The following is an 18,840-nucleotide window of genomic DNA, read 5'->3' as shown; positions in this document are numbered from 1 at the left end:
AAAGTCTGAATCCCGCGATCCAGCTTCTCGCCGGCCTCCCACGCGGCGGTTACAAGGCCGGCATGACCCTGCTGCCCTATCGCGCCAATGTCGGCGCCGTCCTGTTCAACGCCGCCGGCCTGGTGCTGGTGGCCCGTCGCGCCGACATGCCGAATGCGGAGGGCGCCGCCGGCGGCTGGCAATTGCCACAGGGCGGCGTGGATGCCGGCGAGGATCTGCGCATCGCGGTGCTGCGCGAACTGGCGGAGGAGATCGGCACCGACCGTGCCGAGATCATCGCCGAACATCCCGAATGGCTGAGCTACGACTTCCCGCCCGAATTGCAGGCCATGCGCATGGCCCGGAAATATCGCGGCCAGCGTCAGAGATGGTTCGCCCTGCGCTTCACCGGCCAGGATTCGGACATCCGCCTGGATGCCGACCCGCATCCGGAATTCGACGCCTGGCGCTGGGCGCGGATCGAGGAACTGCCGGGCCTGGCCGTGAACTTCAAGCGCGCGATCTATGAGGAGCTGGTGCGGGAATTCGGCCGCTTCGCCGCCCCCTGAGGCTCAGCCCACGCCCTGCCCCAGAAAGGCGCGCGCCAAAGCGCGCCACATCTGCTTGCGGTTCAGCTCCCAGTCGAAGGGAAGGCCGCGATGGACGTCGCCCGGGCCCAGGGCCACCGCCTGGTCGTTGAACAGCCAGGACCAGCGGTCGCTGATGCCCCAGGTCAGCAGGGTGCGCGCGCCACCCTCGAAGGCGGCGCTGGCGAAGGCATGGACGCGCAGGGCCACGGCGGCATCGCGGGCCGGAAAGTCGCCGACCGGCGGCCTCACCTCCCGCACATCCAGCTCGGTGATGAGCACCTGGAGGCCGAGCGCCCGGATGTCCCGCACGAAGGCGATAAAGATGGCGGGGTTGAAGGCCTCCCGCATCTGAAGATGCGCCTGGATACCAACGGCATCGAGCGGCACGTTGCGGGCGCGCAGGTCACGCAGCAGGCGCAGCAGGCGGCGGCGCTTTTCCTCGGCCGGCGGGCTGTCCGCCTCCACGCCATAGTCGTTCAGGGTCAGGCGCAGCGTGGCGTCGCGCTGGCGGGCGGCACGGAAGGCGATGGCGATGTAGTCCGGCCCCAGCGCCCGCAGCCAGGGCGTGTCGCGCAGGTCGCCGCTGTTGCCGGCAGGTTCGGGCACGTCGCTGCCGGGGGGATTGGCGATCGGCTCGTTCACCACGTCCCAGTCGCGGATGCGGTCGCGCGTATGGGACAGCACGCGGTCGAAATGCGCCTCCATCACCCCCTGGGCGCGGCTGCGGCCTTCCGCCAGGGCGATGGGCAGCCAGTCCGGCATGGCATTGTGCCAGACCAGGGCATGGCCCCGGACGGACTTTCGGAAGTGTTGCGCCCAGCGCAGCAGCGCATCCAGCGGTTCCGTGTCGAAGCGGCCTTCCTCCGGCTGAAGGGCGGCGAACTTGGCCTCGTATTCCGGGACGATCAGTCCTGCCTCGCGCGCCACAAGTGCCGCGAGCTCCGGCTCCTCGGCCAACAGCCTTGCGGTGACGGCGCAGCCATAGGTGAAGCCCCGGCCCTGCGCGATCTCCGCCAGCGGCAGGTCCGGCGCGCTGGCCGGCGTGAAGCTCGGTGGGGCGGCATTCTGGCCCTGGGCGGCGCGTGCGCCCAGGGATGCCAGCAGCAGCGGCAGCGCCGCCCGACGGGGCAGGCGCAAGCTCAGGCCGCCACGGGGGCGGCGGCCGGCGCGGCGGGCGGACGGGCGAGCGCCGCCTTGTAGCGACTGCGCCGCCAGGACAGCAGCTTCCAGGCGCCGCGCGCCGCGAGTGCCGACATCCGCCCGCGCGGCTGCAGCCCGACCGACTTGAAAACCATGCCCATGCCCCGCTCGATATGCCGGAAGCGATAGTAGGCCATCGCCCGGCCCATATAGCCAGCGATGCAACGGTCATGGTCGTAGGGGATGCCCAGCGCCTCATTGCCGCAATGGAAGGCGAAGGCGAGTTCGTCGTCCTCGCTCTCACCGATGCGGCCGGCGGCCACCCGCAGGCGCTGGAGAAAGGACAGCTTCTCCCGCCCCAGATAGCGCTTCATATGGTCGTAGAAGAGCTTGAAGTGGCGGTATTCGTCGGCCGCGATCAGGCGGCAGACCTCCTTCAGCACCGGCTCCTCGGTCGCCTCGCCGAGCGCGGTGTAGTAGCTGCTGGTGCCGGTCTCCACCATGCAGCGCGCGATCAGCTCCCCGGTGCGGGACCCGCGGATGGAGGCATCGGCCTTGACGTCGATCTTGTAGCCGTCCCGATAGCGGGCGAAGGCCTTTTCGAAGTCCCAGGACGGATCGGCCAGCATGGCCCATTTGCCCAGCGCATCGCCATGCTGCACCTCCTCCTCCGCCCAATGGGCGGCGGCCTGGTGGAAGTCCGGGTCGTCATGGAAGACGGATTGGAGATACAGCGCGTAGTCGTCACCATTGCGCTCGACCATCGCCGCGGCCTTGACCAGCGGGATGATCTCGGGGTCGAGGCGGCTGGGGTCAAACCGGTCCCAACTCACCTCCTCGATACGCCAGTGCTTCATCCTCGCTCCCGTCCGGCCGCGCGTCCGATCCGCAAACGCGGCTGCCCGGCGCGACGCCGGGTGGAGGTAATGTTCTGCGGTGAGCGGCCGATTTCAAGCGGCGGCGGTGATCACGCGGCTTCGGCGGCCAGCACCATGGCGCGAGCGGTCAGCAGGCGGTCCATGCTGGCTTCGCGCTTTTCCGGCGTGTCCATGGCGGCGGCGGTATAGGCGGCCTCGGCTTCCCGCACCCGGGTCTCGGCGGCGGCCTTGGAGAGCTGGGCGACCGGCGTGGCTTCGTCGGCCAGCACGGTGCAGCGCTCCGGCGTCACCTCGGCGAAGCCGCCGGCGATGAACAGGCGCTCGGTGACCTGCCCACCCTCGGTCACGGCAATGACGCCGCCGCGGAGCGTGACGATCATCGGCGCATGGCCGGGCAGCACGCCCATCTCACCCTCGGTGGCGGGCAGCACAGCCATCTCCACCGCGCGGCTGAGCAGCAGCTTTTCGGGGGAGACGAGTTCGAGCTGGAAGGTGGCCATGGCGCTACCCCATCAAATCCAACAAAGGCGGCCCGCCAAAGCGGGCCGAGGCCGCGAATGCGGCCCGCCGCTCATGCGGCGAGCCAAGGCCGCGGATGCGGCCGCCCGGCGCCTGAGGGCAGGAAATCAGCCGAAGGCTGCTGCTTACGCAGCAGCCTTGAGCGTCTCGCCCTTCTTCACCGCGTCTTCGATCGTGCCGACCATGTAGAAGGCCGCTTCCGGCAGGTGGTCGTATTCGCCGGCGCAGATCGCGGCGAAGGAACGCACCGTGTCCTCGAGCTTCACGAACACGCCCGGGGAGCCGGTGAAGACTTCGGCGACGTGGAAGGGCTGGGACAGGAAGCGCTGAAGCTTGCGGGCGCGGGCCACGATCAGCTTGTCCTCCTCGGACAGCTCATCCATGCCCAGGATCGCGATGATGTCCTGAAGCGACTTGTAGGTCTGCAGGATGCGCTGCACTTCGCGCGCCACGCGGTAGTGTTCCTCACCCACCACGCGGGGGTCCATGGCGCGGCTGGTGCTGTCCAGCGGGTCGACGGCCGGGAAGATGCCCAGCTCGGCGATGGACCGGTTCAGCGTGGTGGTCGCGTCAAGGTGGGCGAAGGAGGTCGCGGGCGCCGGGTCGGTCAGGTCGTCGGCCGGGACGTAGATGGCCTGCACCGAGGTGATGGAGCCCTTCTTCGTCGAGGTGATGCGTTCCTGCAGCGCGCCCATGTCGGTCGCCAGCGTCGGCTGATAGCCCACCGCCGACGGGATACGGCCGAGCAGAGCCGAAACCTCGGCGCCTGCCTGGGTGAAGCGGAAGATGTTGTCGATGAAGAACAGAACGTCCTGGCCCTGCTCGTCGCGGAAATATTCCGCCATCGAGAGGCCGGACAGGGCGACGCGCGCGCGCGCGCCCGGCGGCTCGTTCATCTGGCCATAAACCAGCGCCACCTTGGAGCCTTCGGTGGAGCCGTTCTCGCCGAGCTTGATGACGCCCGCATCCACCATCTCGTGGTACAGGTCGTTGCCCTCGCGGGTGCGCTCACCGACGCCGGCGAAGACGGACACGCCGCCATGGCCCTTGGCGATGTTGTTGATCAGTTCCTGGATGGTGACGGTCTTGCCGACGCCGGCGCCGCCGAACAGGCCGATCTTGCCGCCCTTGATGTAGGGGGCGAGCAGGTCGATGACCTTGATGCCCGTCACCAGGATTTCCGCCGAGGTCGCCTGGTCCTCGAAGGACGGCGCCGCGCGGTGGATGGTGTAGGTCTTGCTCGCGCCCACCGGGCCGCGCTCGTCGATCGGCTCGCCGATGACGTTCAGGATGCGGCCCAGCGTCTCATTGCCCACGGGCACGGAGATGCCGGCGCCGGTGTCCACAACCTCGGTGCCGCGGACCAGACCGTCCGTGGTGTCCATGGCGATGGTGCGAACGGTACGCTCACCGAGGTGCTGCGCGACTTCCAGCACCAGGGTGCGGTCGTCGATCTTCAGGGTCAGCGCGTTCAGGATGGCGGGCAGCTCGGCCGGGAACTGCACGTCGACGACGGCGCCCAGAACCTGCGTAACCTTGCCGACATTGTTCTTCATCGTGCCAGTTCCCTCGTCAGACGGCTTCGGCACCGGAGATGATCTCGATCAGCTCCCGGGTGATGTTGGCCTGTCGCGTGCGGTTGTAGTTCAGCGTGAGCTTGTTGATCATCTCGCCGGCATTGCGCGTGGCATTGTCCATGGCGTTCATCTGGCTGCCGAAGAAGCCGGCCGAATTCTCGAGCAAGGCGCGGTAGATCTGGATCGCCAGATTCTGCGGCAGCAGGGTGGCGAGGATCTCCTCCTCATTCGGCTCGTATTCGTACAGCGCCTGGGCACCCGTGGTGGCCGGGGCGGCGGCGTCAACCTCCGGCAGCAGGGTCGGGATCAGCTGCTGCGCCGAGGGCACCTGGCTGATGACGCTGCGGAAGCGGTTGTAGACCAGCGTGCAGACATCGTACTCGCCGGCATCCAGCATGGCGGTGACGCGATGCGCGATTTCCTGCGCGTCCTCGAAGCTGACGCGCTTCTTGCCGGCCATCGAGATCTCGCCAACGATGCGGCTGGCGTGTTCGCGCTTGAGGTAGGCGGCGCCCTTGCGGCCCACCGCCAGCACCTTCACCGTCTTGCCCGCCGCTTCCAACTCACGGATGCGGGCGCGGGCAAAGCGGCCGACATTGGTGTTGAAGGCGCCGGCCAGGCCGCGATCGCCGGTGACCACCACCAGCAGATGCACTTGGTCCGCCCCGCTGCCGACCAGCAGCTTCGGCGCGTCCGGGCTGCCGGCGACAGAGGCGCCGAGCGAGGCCAGCATGCGCTCCATGCGTTCCGCATAGGGGCGCGCGGCCTCGGCCTGCGACTGGGCGCGGCGCAGCTTCGCGGCCGCGACCATCTTCATCGCCTGCGTGATCTTGCGCGTGCTCTTCACCGAGGTGATGCGCGCGCGAAGTGCCTTGAGGCTGGCCATGGCGCTCTATCTCAGCCGAAGGACTTGGCGAAGCTGTCGAGGAAGGCGATCAGCTTGGCCTCGGTTTCCTTCTTGATCTCGCGGTCGGTGCGGATCGCGATGAGGATCTCGGGGGACTGCGCCTTCAGGCCCGACAGCAGCTGCCGCTCGAATTCGCCGACCTTGTTCAGCGGAACCTTGTCCAGGTAGCCGCGGGTGCCGGCGAAGATCGCCGCCACCTGCTCCTCGACCGGAACCGGCTTGTACTGCGGCTGCTTCAGCAGCTCGGTCAGCCGCGCGCCGCGGGCCAGCAGGGCCTGCGTCGTGGCATCGAGGTCCGAGGCGAACTGCGCGAAAGCCGCCATCTCGCGATACTGCGCCAGGTCCAGCTTGATCTTGCCGGCCACCTGCTTCATCGCCTTGATCTGCGCGGAAGACCCGACGCGGGAGACGCTGAGGCCGACGTTCACGGCGGGGCGGATGCCCTTGAAGAACAGTTCCGTCTCCAGGAAGATCTGCCCGTCCGTGATCGAGATCACGTTGGTCGGGATGTACGCGGAGACGTCGCCGGCCTGCGTCTCGATGACCGGCAGCGCGGTCAGCGAACCGGCGCCGAAGTCGTCGTTCATCTTGGCCGCGCGCTCAAGCAGGCGGCTATGCAGGTAGAACACGTCGCCCGGATAGGCCTCGCGGCCCGGCGGACGGCGCAGCAGCAGCGACATCTGGCGATAGGCGACGGCCTGCTTCGACAGGTCATCGTAGAAGATGACCGCATGCATGGCGTTGTCGCGGAAGTACTCGCCCAGCGTGCAGCCGGTATAGGGGGCCAGGAACTGCATCGGGGCAGGGTCGGAGGCCGTGGCGGCGACGATGATGGAATATTCCATCGCGCCGTTCTCTTCCAGCGTCTTCACCAGCTGCGCGACGGTGGAGCGCTTCTGGCCGATGGCGACGTAGATGCAGAACAGCTTCTTGCTGTCATCAGCCCCGGCGGCGTCGTTCGCCACCTTCTGGTTGATGATGGTGTCCAGGATGACGGCGGTCTTGCCGGTCTGGCGGTCACCGATGATGAGCTCGCGCTGGCCGCGGCCGATCGGGATCAGGGCGTCGATCGCCTTGATGCCGGTCTGCATCGGCTCATGCACGGACTTGCGGGGGATAATGCCCGGGGCCTTCACCTCGACGCGCATGCGCTTCTCGATGGCGATCGGGCCCTTGCCATCGATGGGATTGCCCAGCGCGTCGACGACGCGGCCGAGAAAACCCTTGCCGACGCCGACGTCCACGATCTCGCCGGTGCGGGAGACGGTGTCGCCTTCCTTCACGCCGCGGTCGTCGCCGAAGATCACGACGCCGACATTGTCGGTCTCGAGGTTCAGCGCCATGCCCTTGATGCCGGCGCCCGGGAACTCGACGAGCTCACCGGCCATGACATTCTGCAGGCCGAAGACGCGGGCAATGCCGTCGCCGACGGTCAGCACGGTGCCGACCTCGGCGACATTCGCCTCGGCGTCGAAGCTGGAGATCTGAGCCTTCAGGATCTCCGAGATTTCGGCTGGACGGATCTCCATCAGGCGGCCCCCTTCATGGCGTACTGCAAGCGCTGCAGCTTGGACTTGAGCGAATTGTCATAGAGGCGCGAGCCGATCCGGACCACGAGACCACCGAGCAAGGTCGGGTCCACGTTTTCCTTGAGCTGCACGCCCGAATAGCCGGCCTCCGTCAGCCGCGCGACGATCTGGGCGCGCTGCGTGTCGTTGAGGCCATGGGCGGTGGAGACGGTGGCGATCTGCTGGCCACGACGCGCCGAGAGCAGGGCGCCGAAGCTGGCCGCGACCTCCGGCAACGTCGCGAGACGCCGGTTGACGATCATCACGCCGAGCAGGTTGCGGACTTCCGTGCCGATGCCGGCGCGTTCCAGCACCGCGAAGATCGCGCGCTTCTGCTCCGTGGAGTCATACCGGGGATCGGCCACGAAGGACCGGAAGCCGGCATCGTCCTGCCAAAGGCGGAACAAGGTGTCGAGGTCCTGCGCGATACGGTCGGCAGCGCCGGGCTCCGTCGCGCGCAGATCATCGACAATGCCGAGCAGCGCAAGCGCATAGCGCTCCGACAGCCCGGTGGGGTTCGGGGCCTGGATGGAGGCCGAGGTTACCTGTGTCGCTTCGGAGGCCAAGGGGATCCCGGTCCTGTCACTGGGCGGAGCTGAATAGTGGCTCGCGCGTCCGGAGGGCAGAGGTGACCACCCCCTTTATGCGGCCGCGGCGCCTTAGCATGCGTATTGCGTTGCGGCAACACATCTCCTGCGGCGGGACGGCGGGCAGGGGCGGTTCCCAGCAGCCGAAAGCGGGGCCAGGATCGGCGGATGCAGGTGGCTTTCCAGGGGTGGCGGGCGGTGACGGGGGCCTTTGTGCTGGCCGTCTTCGCCTGGGGTATCGGCTTCTACGGGCCTGGAATTTATATCGCCACCTTGGCAGAGTCGCGCGGCTGGCCGGTCGGGCTGCTCTCCGCCGCCATCACATGGCATTTCCTGGTCTCCGCCGCCCTGGTCGCGCAATTGCCGGATTGGCACCGGCGCCTCGGCATTGCCGCGGTGACGCGGCTTGGCCTGCTGGCCTCGGCCGCCGGCCTGCTGACATGGGGGTTTTGTCATGTTCCGGCCCTGGCCTTTGCCGCGGCAAGCCTCACCGGCGTGGGTTGGGCGCTGACCAGCGGGGCGGCGATCAATGCCATGCTCTCCCCCTGGTTCGACCGGCAGCGGCCGAAGGCGCTGGCCATGGCCTATAACGGCGCCAGCGTCGGCGGCATCCTGATGACGCCGCTCTGGGCCTGGCTGATCGCCGGTTGGGGTTTTGGCACGGCCACCGCCATTGTGGCGGCGCTGCTGCTGGCCGTGGTGTGGCCCCTGGCGGGGGGCGTGCTGGCGCGGTCGCCGGCCGCCTATGGCCAGCACGCGGATGGGCTGGCCGCACCGCCAGCGACGGCCGAGCCCCGCCCCGCCCGCGACCGGCGCACCCTGCTGCGCGACCCGCTCTTCCGTGGCCTGTCCGTGGCCTTCGCCATCGGGCTGTTCGCGCAGATGGGGCTGGTGACGCATCTGGTCTCGCTGCTGCTGCCCGCACTCGGGGTGCGTGGCGCGGGGCTGGCCATGGCGATGGTGACGGTCTTCGCCTTGCTCGGCCGCACCCTGACCGGCTGGGTGCTGCCCGATGGCCCCCGCCGCCGCTGGGCGGCCTGCGCCACCTTCCTGGTCCAGATGGCGGGCAGCCTGGCACTGGCCTGCGCCGGCGAATCGGCGCTGCTGCTGCTGCTGGGCTGCGCCCTGTTCGGGCTTGGGGTGGGCAACCTGCTGTCGCTGCCGCCGCTGATCGCCCAGGCGGAATTCCCCGCCGCGGAAGTCGGCCGGGTGGTGGCCTTGCTCCAGGCGATCAACCAGGCCTTCTACGCCCTGGCCCCGGGCGCCTTCGGCCTGTTCCGGGAGGTGGCGGGAACGGAGGCCGCGCTGGGGGTAACCCTGGTGCTTCAGGCGCTGGCGGCGGGGTTGGTGCTCAGGCGGTGATGCTCAGTCATTTGTGCATCGCGTCGTCGGTGTTGGTACATCCCAGAATGCGCGAGCATAGCGACGCCTTATAAGGCGCTCCTCTCGGTAGGATACCGCACCATCCAGCACCAGCCGTTCTATTTTCTGAGAAAATCGATTTGCGGCACCAAGACACAGAACAAATCCCGGAGATCAGCTGCCTCCGCAACGTCGATATCTATACCTTGGCGTAAATCGAAGTGCGCAAGACGTTTAATTCTAAATTTCCACAAATTGTTTAGGTTTGATTTTATGAGATTGGCTTTTTGTCGCTCAAATGTTTTACCCCACTCTAGAATATCTTTTCGGCGTTTGATTTCATACGCATCTGCTTGCACCATGCTGGCCCGAAACATCTCTGCAAGCACCGGGTGCCGCGCAATGTCCGCCTCCTGCTCTTCGGCCCAACGACGCTCCGAGGCACGCCAACGGTTTGCCGTCCGATTGGCGATCTGATCGGCCAACGACCCGCCGTCTTTGCGGAGCAGCCGGCTTATTTCGGGCAAGGATGCCGACTTCTTATCAGTATCCCAGACACGACAGGTGATCAGCGCCACCTGCCAGATGGAACCCTGTAACAGCGCAAAGACAGTATTATTGGCTTCTGTGTCGTTGAAGCGGCTGAAAATGCTCGTATCTCGCGCGGCAGGACGTACCGCTTCCCACAGCGCGATAGCAATTCTCGTCTGGTGTCCTACGCGCCTCACGAGGGAATCGAACTGCTCGAGTTCAGTCATGCCTGTCGCTGGTGGAGCCCAATCGCGTCAGGAGCGCATCCAGATCCGGCTCCTCCACCACTAGCTCGGCGAGGGCAAAGGGCATTGCGGCAAGGTTCGGACCGAAGGTCACTGCCTCGCCCTCCAGCTTCCGCTCCGCCACACGCAGGGCGTCGCGCCATACGCGATCAAGCCGGATTCGTTGCGCCATGCTCGGCGCATAGCCCCGCGCTGCCTCCGCCAGGGCGGCGGTCGCCTCGGCCCGCCAATGGCGCACCGGCTCGGGCCAGGGTGCCAGGGCAATCAGCAGCAAATGCGTCAGCGCGACCCGCAATTGGCTTTCCACCGCATGCAGCTCGCTTCGCCCCACGCTTTCGATCTCCTCCGCCACATTCTCCCAGTCCAGGCCATTCACACGCTCCCCGCGCGCCATGCGGCGCAGCAGGTCGGCCTGTTGTTCGGACCAGAGGAGGATGTCGCTGTCGTAGGACATGGCCGGAAGGATATGGGCAATCCCCGCCCGAAAGCTACGCCTGCTTGCGGTCAATCAGCCCCTTGCGGATCTTCCGGCCGCGCTTGATCCGGTCCTCGATGAAGCCCGCCTCGCCCCAGCGCACGGCGCGGCCCAGGGCCTGCGCATCCTCGGTGAAGCGGGCCAGCATCTCCAGCAGCGCCTCCCGGTTGTTGAGGAAGACGTCGCGCCACATGGTCGGGTCGCTGGCCGCGATGCGGGTGAAGTCCCGGAAGCCGGAGGCGGCGAATTTCAGCACCTGCTCCTTCGTCTCCTCCGCCAGGTCGTCGGCGGTGGAGCAGATGGTGAAGGCCAGCAGATGCGGCAGGTGGCTGACGATGGCCACCACCTTGTCATGGGTCGCCGGGTCCATGGTCTCGATCATGCTGCCGCAGCGGCGCCACAGCTCCCGCACCGCCTCCACGGCCGCCGGGTCGGTGTCCGGCAAGGGGGTCAGGATGGTGTAGCGGCCCTGGAACAGCTCGGGAAAGCCGGCATCGGGGCCGGAAAATTCGGTCCCGGCCATCGGATGCGCCGGCACCAGATGCACCCCCGGCGGCAGCAGCGGGCCCAGGTCGCGAAACACGCTCATCTTGGTGGAGCCGACGTCGGTCACGATGGCGCCCGGCTTCAGATGCGGCGCGACCTGGGCCATCACCTCCGCATTGGCGCCGACCGGCACGCAGAACACCACGCAATCGGCGCCCTGCACCGCCTTCGCGGCATCAGCCTCGACCACATCGGCGATGCCGAGCTCCCGCACCCGGTCCAGCGTCGCCGGCGTCTTGGCATGCGCCACCACGGTGCGGGCCAGGTCGCCGCGCTGCCGGGCGACGCGGGCGATGGAGGACCCGATCAGGCCGACGCCCAGCAGGCATAGCCGTTCGAAAAGCGGCTCAGCCATTCTTGCTGAACGCGGTCAGCGCCTCGATCACCATCTGGCATTCCTCGACATTGCCGATGGTGATCCGCAGGCAGGCCGGCAGGCCGTAGCCGCCCATGGCGCGCACGATCAGCCCGCGCTGGCGCAGATGCGCATCCGCCGCCTTGGCGCGTTCGGCCCCACCGAAATCGACCAGAAGAAAATTGCCCTCGCTCGGCCAGACCTTCAGCCCGGCGGCTTCCAGCGCCGCCGCCACCTTGCCGCGCCATTCGGTGTTATGGGCGACGGAGGCCTCGATCCAGCCCGGCTCCGCCAGCGCGGCGATGCCGGCCGCCATGGCGGAGGCGTTCACATTGAACGGTCCGCGCACCCGCCCCAGCACATCCACGATCGCCGCCGGCGCATAGGCCCAGCCCAGCCGCATGCCGCCGAGGCCGTAGATCTTGCTGAAGGTGCGGGTCATCACCGTGTTCGGCGTGGCATCCACCAGGCGCTGGCCCGGGTCGTAATCCGGCCGCGTCACATATTCCGCATAGGCGCTGTCCAGCACCAGCAGCACATCCTCCCGCAGTTCCCGCCGCAGCCGGTCCACCTCGGACTGGGCCAGGATGCTGCCGGTCGGGTTGTTCGGATTGGCCAGGAACATCAGCCGGGTGCGCGGGCCGACGGCGGCCAGCAGGCCATCGACATCGGCGGTCAGGTTCTTCTCCGGCACCTTGATGATGTGGCAACCGGCCCAGCGGCCGGTGATGTCGTACATCATGAAGCCATGGGCGGACATCACCAGCTCCGTCCCCTCCCCGCCATAGGCGAGGATCAGCATGGCCAGCAGCTCGTCGGAGCCATTGCCGCAGACGATCCGCGCCGGGTCCAGGCCGAAGCGCGCGCCAATCGCCTCCCGCAGCGCCGCGGCGCCGCCATCGGGGTAGCGATGCGCCTCCCGCGCGCCGGCCGCGATGGCGGCGATGGCGCCGGGGGGCGGGCCGAAGGCGCCCTCGTTGGAGGAGAGCTTGATGATGCGGTTCACCCCCGGCACCTTCGATTCGCCACCGACATAGGGTTCCACCGACAGGATGGACGGGCGCGGCATGACGGTCATGGCGGGGGATCCGGCTGAAAACAGGGTTTCTGCTGAATAGACGCAGCACTGCCCCTCGCCAAGCTTGGGCCCCAAGGTTGCCCGCCGGGGGCACCCGCCCTATCTGTTGCCCGCGCAACACCCCCGGGACCCATGACCGAGGCCCTCGCCCGCTCGCCGCAGATCGACCACCAGCGCGCCACCTTCCCCGATGGCCTGGCGCTGGATTCCGGGGCGGTGATCGCGCCCCTGTCCGTGGCCTATCGCAGCTATGGCAAGCTGAACGCCCAGCGCAGCAACGCGATCCTGGTCTGCCATGCGCTGACCGGCGACCAATACGTGGCGGAGCCCCATCCCATCACCGGCAAGCCGGGGTGGTGGGAGGCCGTGGTCGGCCCCGGCAAGCCGGTGGACACGGACCGCTTCTTCGTCATCTGCGCCAATGTGCTGGGCGGCTGCATGGGCTCCTCCGGCCCGGCCGAGCCCATGCCCCAGGCGGCGCCGACGCCTGGCGCCAGCCGGCCCTACGGGACCGACTTCCCCTCCATCACCATCCGCGACATGGTCCGCGCCCAGAAGCTGCTGGTGGACCATCTCGGCATCCCGCGCCTGCTGGCCGTGGTCGGCGGCTCCATGGGCGGGATGCAGGTGCTGGAATGGGCCGCGACCTATCCTGAGATGGTGGTGGCCGCCGCGCCCATCGCCTGCGCCGCCTATCACTCCGCCCAGAACATCGCCTTCCATGAGGTCGGCCGCGCCGCCATCCATGGCGACCCCGACTGGGTCGGCGGCCGCTACTGGGAGGATGGGCGCATCCCCGCCAAGGGCCTGTCCGTCGCCCGGATGGTCGCCCACATCACCTATCTGTCGGAAGCCGCCCTTGGACGAAAATTCGGCCGCCGGCTGCGCGGCGCCTCGGCGCTGACCTTCCTTGAGGATGTGTTCGAGGTGGAGAGCTACCTGCGCCACCAGGGCAGCACCTTCGTCACCCGCTTCGACGCCAACAGCTACCTGACCATCACCCGCGCCATGGATTATTTCGACATGGCCTCCGAACACGGCGGCGACCTTCCGGCGGCGTTCCGCGGCACCAGCACCCGCTTCCTCGTCGCCTCCTTCAGCAGCGACTGGCTGTTCCCCACCGAGGAATCCCGCGCCCTGGTGCGCGCGCTGAACGCGGCGGCGGCCAATACCTCCTTCGTCGAGATCGCCACCGACAAGGGCCACGACGCCTTCCTGCTGGATGAGCCCGTCTTCCACCGCGCGCTCGGCGGCTTCCTGCGCGGCGCGGCGGAGCGGGTCGGGGTCTGAACGGCCTCCCGGCGGGATGCATCGCTGCTCCCCGCCGTGAGGCTGCGTCCCGCCGTGGAACTCTCGGAACGCTCGGGCGCTCAATGCTGCATCGCAGCATAAACCCCTGCACCGCGTATTCCCGAATAGGACAAATCTGATGTCGCAGGCGCTCCAGGCACCGCCGGCCGAGGTTCCGTCCCCCACGGATCTTCCGCGAAGCCCCGCCGCCCGGCAGGGCATTCCCGCTGCGGTCGCACTTCAGGGCGGCGGCTCGCTGGGTGCCTTCGCCTGGGGCGTGCTGGACCAGTTGCTGGATGAGCCGGCGTTGCGGATCGAGGTGGCGAGCGGCGCCAGCGCCGGGGCGATGAATGCGGCCTTCCTCGTGCAAGGCCTGGCCACCGGTGGCAGGGCGGAAGCGCGACGGCTGCTCGAAGCCTTCTGGCGGCGCGTCGCGGTGGCCTCCGGCTCGCCGGACAGTGCGGCCGCGTCCTGGCTGTTCCCCTTCACCGGCATGATGGCGCCGATGCTCAATGCGATGCGCGCCAATTCCATGGCGTTGTCGCAGAAGCAGATGAATCCGCTTGGCATCAATCCCCTGACCAAGGTGCTGGACGGCCTTCTGGATCCGACCGTCTTCGGACGGCCCGGGGCGCCGCAGCTCGTCGTCTCGACCACCCGTGTGCGAACGGGCGAGGCGCGGCTGTTCGTGGATGAGGAGGTCACGGCCCAGGTGCTGCTGGCCTCCGCCTGTCTTCCCCAGATGTTTCCCGCCGTGGAGATCGATGGCGAGGCCTATTGGGACGGGGGCTATGCCTGCAATCCCCCGATCAGGGCGCTCATCGAATCCGGCGCGCCGACCGATATCCTCATCATCCGCACGACCCCCGTCGACCGGCCCGCGGCCCCGCCGACGGATGCGGCGGGCCTGCTGGACCGCACGAACGAACTCACCTTCGGCGCGGCATTGCGCCAGGAGCTGCGATCGGTGGCCTTCGCCCAGCGTGTGCTGGCGAAGGAGCCGGATCCGAGCCCGATTCTCGTCCGCCTTCGCGATGCACGGCTGCACATGATCGGGGCCGAGGAGGCGTTCCGCGCGCTCGAAACCGGAAGCCGGCAGGATCCGAGCTGGAGCTTCCTCCAGGAGATGCGCGACCTTGGTCACCGGGCGGCGGATCGCTGGCTCTCCGACCATCGTTCCTCCATCGGCCTCCGGTCCACGCTCGATCTGGCGCCCCTCGCGGTGCAGCAGGTGCCGGAGCGCAGGCGGTCCCAGGCCGCCTTGCCGTAAGCCGCCGCATCGCGGGCAGGCGACAGGCCTCGATGACGCGCCCGGTGCTAGGCCATCGCCGGCACGCTGGCGGATCGCTGCGCGCGCGATATCCTGGCCTTCCATTCCGCCAAGTCCGGCACAGCGAAGGTCTGATCCCATGCCGCGCCACATCGCCTGCCTGTCCTTCGACTTCGACACCTGGTCCGGCTTCGCCGCGCGCGGCATGACGACGCCGACGCCGGTCTCCCGCGGCGAGTTCGGCGTGGTCGGGGCCGGGCGGATCCTGAAGCTGCTGAAGCAGCGCGGCCTGACATCGAGCTGGTACATCCCCGGCGTGGTCATCGAGACCTATCCGGAAGCCTGCGCCGCCGTGGTGGAAGGCGGTCATGAGGTCGGCCATCACGGCTACAGCCATGTGCAGCCCGCCTGGCTAGAAGCGGCGCGGGAGGCCGATGAATTCGGCCGCGCCATGGACTGCATCGCGAAGCTGACCGGCGGCAAGCCGGCCGGCTACCGCTCCCCCGCCTGGGACCTCAGCGACCGCACCATCGACCTGATCGCGCAGCATGGGCTGCGCTACGACAGCAGCATGATGGGGCATGATTGCAGCCCCTATTTCGCGCGCCGTGGCGATGTGGTGGCGGCGGACGCGCCGATGCAGTTCGGCGAAACCACCGACCTGGTCGAGATCCCGATCAGCTGGTCGCTGGACGACCACCCGCATTTCGAATTCGTCCGCGGCAAGACGGAGGTGCTGCCCGGCCTGTCCAATGCCAATGCGGTGCTGGAGAACTGGCTGGCCGATTTCGAATACATGCAGCGCAGCGAGGAATGGGGCGCGCTGGTCTACACCTTCCACCCCTATGTCATCGGCCGTGGCCACCGCATGCTGATGCTGGAGAAGCTGATCGACACGCTGACGCAGCGGGGCGCGGTGTTCCTGACGCTGGACGAATTGCAGCGCGAATACCGGGCGCGCGTGGGGCGCCCGGCCTGAAGGCTGCGCTGGCCCTACGCCTCGCTGCGGAAATCCGCCGGCCGCATCCGCCCGAGTTCCGTCAGCAGCAGCGGCCAGAGCCGCAGCCCTTCATCCAGCGAGGACAGGCGGAAGAACTCGTTCGGCGCATGCGCATCCTCATCGGCGGTCGCCAGGCCGAACATCAGGCTGTCCATGCCCAGCTCCTCCTTGAAGATCGTCGTGATCGGCACCGTCCCGCCCAGCCGCATCACAGCCGGCTCCGCGCCCTTCTCCCGTCGCAGCACGGCGGCGGCGGCGGCGCGCAGGGGATGTTCGGCGGGCAGGGTATAGGCGCGGGTGCCGCCCTGGCGGAACTGGAAGTCCAGCGCCACGCCCGGCGGGACATGGCGTTCCAGATGCGCCTTCACCGCGGCCTGCGCCTGGTCCGGATCCTGTCCCGGGATCAGCCGCATGGTCAGCTTCGCATGCGCCTCCGCCGGCGTGACGGTCTTGCCGCCCTGGCCGGTATAGCCGCCCCACAGGCCATTCACCTCGACCGTCGGGCGCAGCGTCGTACGCTCCCGCACCGTATAGGCGGGGTCGCCGAAGGGCACCGCGTCGAACTGCGCGTACCAGGCCGCCTCATCCAGCGGCAGGGAGGCGCTTTCCGCCCGCAGCGCATTGGTGAAGGGCGCCGCGCCGGCCTCGAAACCCTCCACCACCGCGCGGCCCTGTTCGTCATGCAGGGTTGCGATCAGCCGCGCCATCTCATGCAGCGCATTGCGCAGCGCACCGCCGACCTTGCCGGAATGCGCATCCTTCTTGGATGTGCGCAGGCTGAACTGAAGCGCGCAGATGCCACGGCAGCCGATGTTCAGCACCGGCACCTTGCCCGCCGCACCGCCACCATCCGCCGACAGCATCGCATCGGCGCCCAGAATGTCGCGATGCGCGGCGATCAGCGCCGTCAGGCTCGGGCTGCCGACCTCCTCCTCGCCTTCCAGGAACAGCTTCACATTGACCGGGCAGCCGCCTTCCACCGCCAGGAAGGCGGCGACCGTCTCGATGGCGATGGTGGTCGAGCCCTTCACGTCGGAGGCGCCGCGCGCATAGATGCGGCCGTCGCGGATCGTGGGCTCGAAGGGCGGCGAATGCCACAGCTCCAGCGGATCGGCGGGCTGCACGTCGTAATGGCCGTAGATCATGATGGTCGGCCGGTCCGGCCCCGCCCCGGACCAGGACCCGAAGACCGCCGGCTGGCCGCCCGGCGCATCCAGCAGCCGCACATCCTCCAGCCCGATGGCGCGCAGCCGGTCCAGCAGGAATTCGCGCGCGCCGCGCATGCCGGCTTCGAAGGCGGGATCGGTGCTGACCGAGGGGAAGCGGATCAGCGTCAGCAGACGCGCCAGGATGTCATCCTTCCGCCCTGCCAGATGCGCCGCGACGCGTTCGCTCATGCCGATGCTCCGATCGTGGTGGTTTTGCGGTCAGCCCAGCCCGAGCAGCCCGTAGAGGCGCTGGGCCGGCGGCCAGGCGGCCATGACCTCGGCGCGGAAGGCGAAGCCGGCATAGCCGGCGGCGGCCAGCAGCAGCACGGTCAGCAGCCAGCCGGCCAGGGCGAAGCGGTCCGGGGGGCTGGCGGGCGCGGCGGCCAGACGTTCCGGCGTCTGGGCGGTGGGCGCCGCCAGGGGGGTGGAGGCGGCCTCCGGGACATCCGCCGGCAGGTCTTGCGGCGTGTCGTCCGGCGCCTCGGGGCTCATGGGCGGGCCGGCGGCGCCTGCCGTCTCCGCCCGCGACTCGGCGGCAGGGGGCGCCGGCAGCGCCGCCTCGAAGCGATGCTGGCAGCGGGCGCAGCGCAGCAGGCGCGGTCCTGCGGCCAGCGCCTGGTCGGGCACATCGTATTCGGCGGCGCAGTTCGGGCAGGAAATCCGCATGTCAGCGCAGTTTTGCGGCGCGGCGAGGCCCGCGTCCAGCCACCTTGCACGCTGGCGGAACGGCGCGTCATGCCGGGATCATTTGGCGCCGGGCCGCCCACGTGGCAGACAGCGTCGATGGTGCGCTTCGAGGCGGTCGGCCTTCGCTACCCCGGCGGTGGGCCGCATACCGGATCATGGGGGCCGGAGGCGCTGGTCGACGTGACCTTTGCCCTCCCCCAGGGGTCCTTCACCTGGCTGCTCGGCCCCTCCGGGGCGGGCAAATCCTCCGTGCTGCGCCTGATGCATCTGGCCCTGCGGCCGACGCGGGGGGAGGTGGAGGTGCTTGGCCTGCGCACCTCCCGCGCCCGGCGGGCGGCGCTGGCGCCTGTGCGGCGGCGGGTCGGCGTGGTGTTCCAGGACTTCCGGCTGCTGCCCTATCTCTCCGTCTTCGACAATGTGGCGCTGCCGCTGCGCCTCGCCGGCCGGCCGGAGGCCTCGCTGCGCGCCGATGTGACGGAGATGCTGCGCTGGGTCGGCCTGGCCGGGCGGGCGGAGGCGCTGCCGCCGGAACTGTCGGGTGGCGAACAGCAGCGCATCGCCATCGCCCGCGCCGTGGTGCATCGCCCGGCGCTGCTGGTGGCGGATGAGCCGACCGGCAACCTCGACAGCCACCAGGCGCGCCGCCTGCTGGCCCTGCTGCGGGAGATGAACCGGCTTGGCACCACCGTGGTGGTGGCGACCCATGACGAGGATCTGGTCTCCCGCTTCCCGGCGCCCTCCCTGCTGCTGCATGATGGCCGGCTGCATGACGTGGACGGCGCGCGGGGGGTGGAGGAGGTGCCGTCCGAACGGCCCGACCAGGCCTGGCCCGAGCCGCGCGCCCCCGCGGCGGAGCCCGAGGCCGTGGCGGCCGCCGAGGATGCCCAGGACGACTGGCCGGAAGAGCGCTTCGCCCCGCCGCATGAGGCGCCACCCGATCCGGCCGGGGAGGATCCCTTCCCGGAGCCGCCGGTGCGCGCCAATCGCGCGCCCCCCTATGGGCGGCTGCCCTCGATCCGTCGCGGCCTGCGCCGTGAATAGCCGCGGA

19 protein-coding genes are annotated in these 18,840 nt (G+C 68.8%); 6 read left to right on the top strand and 13 right to left on the bottom strand.

Translation table 11 applies throughout. From position 1 onward, the window contains the following. The first annotated feature begins 62 nt into the window (after window positions 1-62). Window positions 63-548, top strand: coding sequence for an RNA pyrophosphohydrolase (locus tag JJQ90_RS12520; protein WP_216875845.1), 486 nt, complete (start codon window positions 63-65; stop codon window positions 546-548). A 3-nt stretch (window positions 549-551) separates the two neighbouring features. Here the strand turns inward: JJQ90_RS12520 and JJQ90_RS12515 are convergent, their stop codons facing one another. From JJQ90_RS12515 to atpH, 7 genes are all read right to left on the bottom strand, one after another. Beyond that, window positions 552-1,706 (bottom strand): endo-1,4-beta-xylanase, encoded by a 1,155-nt coding sequence (locus JJQ90_RS12515; RefSeq protein ID WP_230410604.1) that lies wholly within the window; start codon window positions 1,704-1,706, stop codon window positions 552-554. Between the two features lie 2 nt (window positions 1,707-1,708). Continuing rightward, window positions 1,709-2,566 carry a ferritin-like domain-containing protein gene (locus tag JJQ90_RS12510; RefSeq protein ID WP_216875844.1) on the bottom strand — a complete coding sequence of 286 codons (858 nt, stop codon included), beginning with the start codon at window positions 2,564-2,566 and terminating at the stop codon, window positions 1,709-1,711. Window positions 2,567-2,676: 110 nt separating this feature from the next. Then, on the bottom strand, window positions 2,677-3,087 hold the full coding sequence (gene atpC / locus JJQ90_RS12505; protein ID WP_216875843.1) for an ATP synthase F1 subunit epsilon: 411 nt from the start codon (window positions 3,085-3,087) through the stop codon (window positions 2,677-2,679). Between the two features lie 144 nt (window positions 3,088-3,231). Then, the gene (atpD, locus tag JJQ90_RS12500; RefSeq protein WP_216875842.1) at window positions 3,232-4,662 is read right to left on the bottom strand and encodes a F0F1 ATP synthase subunit beta; all 1,431 of its coding nucleotides are present in this window, start codon (window positions 4,660-4,662) and stop codon (window positions 3,232-3,234) included. A 16-nt stretch (window positions 4,663-4,678) separates the two neighbouring features. Further along, window positions 4,679-5,569, bottom strand: coding sequence for a F0F1 ATP synthase subunit gamma (locus tag JJQ90_RS12495; protein ID WP_216875841.1), 891 nt, complete (start codon window positions 5,567-5,569; stop codon window positions 4,679-4,681). 11 nt (window positions 5,570-5,580) lie between these two features. After that, the gene (atpA, locus tag JJQ90_RS12490; protein WP_216875840.1) at window positions 5,581-7,119 is read right to left on the bottom strand and encodes a F0F1 ATP synthase subunit alpha; all 1,539 of its coding nucleotides are present in this window, start codon (window positions 7,117-7,119) and stop codon (window positions 5,581-5,583) included. After that, window positions 7,119-7,724 (bottom strand): ATP synthase F1 subunit delta, encoded by a 606-nt coding sequence (gene atpH / locus JJQ90_RS12485; RefSeq protein WP_216875838.1) that lies wholly within the window; start codon window positions 7,722-7,724, stop codon window positions 7,119-7,121. Before atpH ends, atpA begins: the two co-directional genes overlap by 1 nt. A 189-nt stretch (window positions 7,725-7,913) precedes the next feature. Between atpH and JJQ90_RS12480 the strand changes: the two genes are divergently transcribed. Next, the gene (locus JJQ90_RS12480) at window positions 7,914-9,107 is read left to right on the top strand and encodes an MFS transporter (protein WP_216875836.1); all 1,194 of its coding nucleotides are present in this window, start codon (window positions 7,914-7,916) and stop codon (window positions 9,105-9,107) included. A gap of 119 nt (window positions 9,108-9,226) precedes the next feature. Here JJQ90_RS12480 and JJQ90_RS12475 read toward each other — a convergent pair whose 3' ends face one another. Genes JJQ90_RS12475 through hisC form a run of 4 tightly spaced genes read right to left on the bottom strand, consistent with a single transcriptional unit; the run spans window position 9,227 to window position 12,337 of the window. Next, entirely contained in the window at window positions 9,227-9,865 is a 639-nt protein-coding gene (locus JJQ90_RS12475; protein WP_216875834.1) for a hypothetical protein, read from the bottom strand. Continuing rightward, window positions 9,858-10,337 carry a DUF29 domain-containing protein gene (locus JJQ90_RS12470; RefSeq protein ID WP_216875831.1) on the bottom strand — a complete coding sequence of 160 codons (480 nt, stop codon included), beginning with the start codon at window positions 10,335-10,337 and terminating at the stop codon, window positions 9,858-9,860. Before JJQ90_RS12470 ends, JJQ90_RS12475 begins: the two co-directional genes overlap by 8 nt. Before the next feature lie 34 nt (window positions 10,338-10,371). Next, window positions 10,372-11,259 carry a prephenate/arogenate dehydrogenase family protein gene (locus JJQ90_RS12465; RefSeq protein WP_216875829.1) on the bottom strand — a complete coding sequence of 296 codons (888 nt, stop codon included), beginning with the start codon at window positions 11,257-11,259 and terminating at the stop codon, window positions 10,372-10,374. Then, window positions 11,252-12,337: a histidinol-phosphate transaminase gene (gene hisC, locus JJQ90_RS12460; RefSeq protein ID WP_216875828.1), complete on the bottom strand. Its 1,086-nt coding sequence runs from the start codon at window positions 12,335-12,337 to the stop codon at window positions 11,252-11,254. Before hisC ends, JJQ90_RS12465 begins: the two co-directional genes overlap by 8 nt. Window positions 12,338-12,469: 132 nt before the next feature. Between hisC and metX the strand changes: the two genes are divergently transcribed. The 3 genes from metX (at window position 12,470) to JJQ90_RS12445 (ending at window position 15,876) form a co-directional block, all read left to right on the top strand. Next, on the top strand, window positions 12,470-13,627 hold the full coding sequence (gene metX, locus JJQ90_RS12455; protein WP_216875827.1) for a homoserine O-acetyltransferase MetX: 1,158 nt from the start codon (window positions 12,470-12,472) through the stop codon (window positions 13,625-13,627). A gap of 139 nt (window positions 13,628-13,766) precedes the next feature. Beyond that, window positions 13,767-14,897 carry a patatin-like phospholipase family protein gene (locus JJQ90_RS12450; protein WP_216875826.1) on the top strand — a complete coding sequence of 377 codons (1,131 nt, stop codon included), beginning with the start codon at window positions 13,767-13,769 and terminating at the stop codon, window positions 14,895-14,897. A 139-nt stretch (window positions 14,898-15,036) separates the two neighbouring features. Next, on the top strand, window positions 15,037-15,876 hold the full coding sequence (locus tag JJQ90_RS12445) for a polysaccharide deacetylase family protein (protein WP_216875825.1): 840 nt from the start codon (window positions 15,037-15,039) through the stop codon (window positions 15,874-15,876). Between the two features lie 14 nt (window positions 15,877-15,890). On the opposite strand, the gene JJQ90_RS12440 is transcribed toward JJQ90_RS12445, so the two are convergent. Together JJQ90_RS12440 and JJQ90_RS12435 are read right to left on the bottom strand one after the other, a co-directional pair. Then, on the bottom strand, window positions 15,891-17,294 hold the full coding sequence (locus JJQ90_RS12440) for a M20/M25/M40 family metallo-hydrolase (protein WP_216875824.1): 1,404 nt from the start codon (window positions 17,292-17,294) through the stop codon (window positions 15,891-15,893). A 30-nt stretch (window positions 17,295-17,324) separates the two neighbouring features. Further along, window positions 17,325-17,771 carry a zinc-ribbon domain-containing protein gene (locus JJQ90_RS12435; protein ID WP_216875823.1) on the bottom strand — a complete coding sequence of 149 codons (447 nt, stop codon included), beginning with the start codon at window positions 17,769-17,771 and terminating at the stop codon, window positions 17,325-17,327. Between the two features lie 117 nt (window positions 17,772-17,888). Here JJQ90_RS12435 and JJQ90_RS12430 point away from each other — a divergent pair, with 117 nt between their 5' ends. Then, on the top strand, window positions 17,889-18,833 hold the full coding sequence (locus JJQ90_RS12430; protein WP_216875822.1) for a cell division ATP-binding protein FtsE: 945 nt from the start codon (window positions 17,889-17,891) through the stop codon (window positions 18,831-18,833). The last annotated feature ends 7 nt before the right edge of the window (window positions 18,834-18,840 follow it).

The organism is Falsiroseomonas oleicola, assembly GCF_019029495.1.
GTDB lineage: Bacteria > Pseudomonadota > Alphaproteobacteria > Acetobacterales > Acetobacteraceae > Falsiroseomonas > Falsiroseomonas oleicola.
This window is presented reverse-complemented; position numbering and strand designations above follow the sequence as displayed.

What these genes read in the sequence shown, in the direction of transcription:
- atpD (WP_216875842.1), bottom strand. Translation starts at nt 4,662, where the DNA reads ATGAAGAACAATGTCGGCAAGGTTACGCAGGTTCTGGGCGCCGTCGTC.
- hisC (WP_216875828.1), bottom strand. Translation starts at nt 12,337, where the DNA reads ATGACCGTCATGCCGCGCCCGTCCATCCTGTCGGTGGAACCCTATGTC.
- atpC (WP_216875843.1), bottom strand. Translation starts at nt 3,087, where the DNA reads ATGGCCACCTTCCAGCTCGAACTCGTCTCCCCCGAAAAGCTGCTGCTC.
- JJQ90_RS12475 (WP_216875834.1), bottom strand. Translation starts at nt 9,865, where the DNA reads ATGACTGAACTCGAGCAGTTCGATTCCCTCGTGAGGCGCGTAGGACAC.
- JJQ90_RS12435 (WP_216875823.1), bottom strand. Translation starts at nt 17,771, where the DNA reads ATGCGGATTTCCTGCCCGAACTGCGCCGCCGAATACGATGTGCCCGAC.
- JJQ90_RS12495 (WP_216875841.1), bottom strand. Translation starts at nt 5,569, where the DNA reads ATGGCCAGCCTCAAGGCACTTCGCGCGCGCATCACCTCGGTGAAGAGC.
- JJQ90_RS12510 (WP_216875844.1), bottom strand. Translation starts at nt 2,566, where the DNA reads ATGAAGCACTGGCGTATCGAGGAGGTGAGTTGGGACCGGTTTGACCCC.
- metX (WP_216875827.1), top strand. Translation starts at nt 12,470, where the DNA reads ATGACCGAGGCCCTCGCCCGCTCGCCGCAGATCGACCACCAGCGCGCC.
- JJQ90_RS12465 (WP_216875829.1), bottom strand. Translation starts at nt 11,259, where the DNA reads ATGGCTGAGCCGCTTTTCGAACGGCTATGCCTGCTGGGCGTCGGCCTG.
- JJQ90_RS12450 (WP_216875826.1), top strand. Translation starts at nt 13,767, where the DNA reads ATGTCGCAGGCGCTCCAGGCACCGCCGGCCGAGGTTCCGTCCCCCACG.
- JJQ90_RS12470 (WP_216875831.1), bottom strand. Translation starts at nt 10,337, where the DNA reads ATGTCCTACGACAGCGACATCCTCCTCTGGTCCGAACAACAGGCCGAC.
- JJQ90_RS12440 (WP_216875824.1), bottom strand. Translation starts at nt 17,294, where the DNA reads ATGAGCGAACGCGTCGCGGCGCATCTGGCAGGGCGGAAGGATGACATC.
- atpA (WP_216875840.1), bottom strand. Translation starts at nt 7,119, where the DNA reads ATGGAGATCCGTCCAGCCGAAATCTCGGAGATCCTGAAGGCTCAGATC.
- JJQ90_RS12430 (WP_216875822.1), top strand. Translation starts at nt 17,889, where the DNA reads ATGGTGCGCTTCGAGGCGGTCGGCCTTCGCTACCCCGGCGGTGGGCCG.
- JJQ90_RS12445 (WP_216875825.1), top strand. Translation starts at nt 15,037, where the DNA reads ATGCCGCGCCACATCGCCTGCCTGTCCTTCGACTTCGACACCTGGTCC.
- JJQ90_RS12480 (WP_216875836.1), top strand. Translation starts at nt 7,914, where the DNA reads ATGCAGGTGGCTTTCCAGGGGTGGCGGGCGGTGACGGGGGCCTTTGTG.
- JJQ90_RS12520 (WP_216875845.1), top strand. Translation starts at nt 63, where the DNA reads ATGACCCTGCTGCCCTATCGCGCCAATGTCGGCGCCGTCCTGTTCAAC.